At 44.3% G+C, this 1,732-nt stretch carries 1 protein-coding gene; it reads left to right on the forward strand.

Features of this window, described 5'->3' with window-relative positions:
- Positions 1 to 147: 147 nt before the first annotated feature.
- Positions 148 to 1,732: FIDD domain-containing protein (locus IEV63_RS12880; RefSeq protein ID WP_229737265.1), on the forward strand; the 1,585-nt coding region annotated here is incomplete at its 3' end.

Raw genomic sequence — 1,732 nt, forward strand, 5'->3', positions numbered from 1 at the left:
AATGCGATAGCTATTGAAGATGATGACAACGAGCCGATTTTGTTCCAAAACACCAATCCGTTTAACCAAACCCTGTATGTAAGAGCCGAGAACATCGGCGATGACAACATCAACGGCACAGGATGCTTTGTCACCAGAGCCTTAGCATTGGAAGTAAGAGAAAGCCCACAAATCCAAGCATTAGAAGACTTGTTAATTTGTGATGATGAGACACTCAATCAAATTGCTGTTTTCAACCTAGCCCAAAACACCGCGAATGCCATCGGAAATCAAGACGCAGAAAATCTGATAGTTACCTATCACGAATTCCAAGAAGATGCCGAAGAAGGCATCAATGCGATAGCTGTACCGAGCAATTACACCAATATAGCGAACCCACAAACCATCTATGTCCGTTTAGTAGATGAAGAAACCGGTTGCATCGATCAATTTGGATTCAATGACGACAATAGCTTTACGATTACAGTAGATCCGTATCCCGACTTAAGCACCCCAACGCCATTAGAAGTGTGTGACAGCACAGCGAATCCCGAAGCCATTTTCCCCACCGGAACTTTTGATTTAACCAGCAAACAAGAGGAGTTAACCAATTTATCACCCGTACCTGGAAACATCAGCTTTGCGTATTACGAAAATGAAACCGATCTCAACAACCAAGAAAATGAAATTGAAGATCCAACGGAGTACATCAACAGCGCTGCACCACCGATGCTAATTTATGTAGAAGCGACCAATACCAATACCGAGAACCAGTGTAGCAATACCAGCACCATCACCCTAAACGTATTGCCATTGCCATTTCCTGTTGAACTCACTGAAGAAGAACGCAGACTCACCGCTTGTGACGATGACAACGACGGAGTAGCCGCAGCCCCTTTCGATTTAACCCAAATCGGACAACAAATCACCGGCAGTGAAAACAATGTAGGTAGTTATTATTTAAGCGAAGCAGCTGCGAACAACGAAGATGAAGCAGAAGAAATCGAAGACCCAGAAGCTTATGTCAACGATCCTAGTTTAAACGAAGTCGATGAAGACTTCTTCCCAACCAATACGCAGGTAGTATGGTTGCGACTAGATAGCAATGCCCAAGGCAACTTCTGTTCAACGATTACACCGATAGAAATCATTGTTGAGCGCAATCCAGAACTCAATCCAGAAGGACAACCATTTGGATACACCTTATGCGAAGGCGATCCAACGCAATTGCCAAGCACAGAAGAAATCGCTTTTAGTCTGTACGATGCTACCAATGGCAGCCCATCGGAAATCATCCCTGTACTAGACCCAGCCAATGAAAACCAAGACCAAGCAAATTACGAATATAGCTTCCATTTAACAGAAGCCGAAGCTGAAGCCGGCACCAATGCTTTAGGCGAAGGCTACCAAGCTAGCAACGGACAAATCCTGTACCTAAGAGCAACACACATCATTACGGGATGTTACAACATCGGAAACATCGGTCAAGTAGCGATTACAATTGAACCTAGGCCAGCAATTACCGATGAAGACATCAGCCCGATAGTAGTCTGTGCCGACGAACAAGAAAACAACGCAGAGCAAGCCGACAATCAAGCAGTAGCCACGGTAGATTTAACCCAAAAGGACGAAGCAGTAGATCCAAACTTCGATACAGAAGATGAAGAGATCAATACCATGGTCGAATACTATGCCAGTGAAGAAGACTTTAATAACGGAATAGCTATAGAAGACCCAACGAGCTTCACCACCA

Origin of the sequence: Psychroflexus salis (assembly GCF_014640175.1) — a bacterium.
Lineage (GTDB): Bacteria > Bacteroidota > Bacteroidia > Flavobacteriales > Flavobacteriaceae > Psychroflexus > Psychroflexus salis.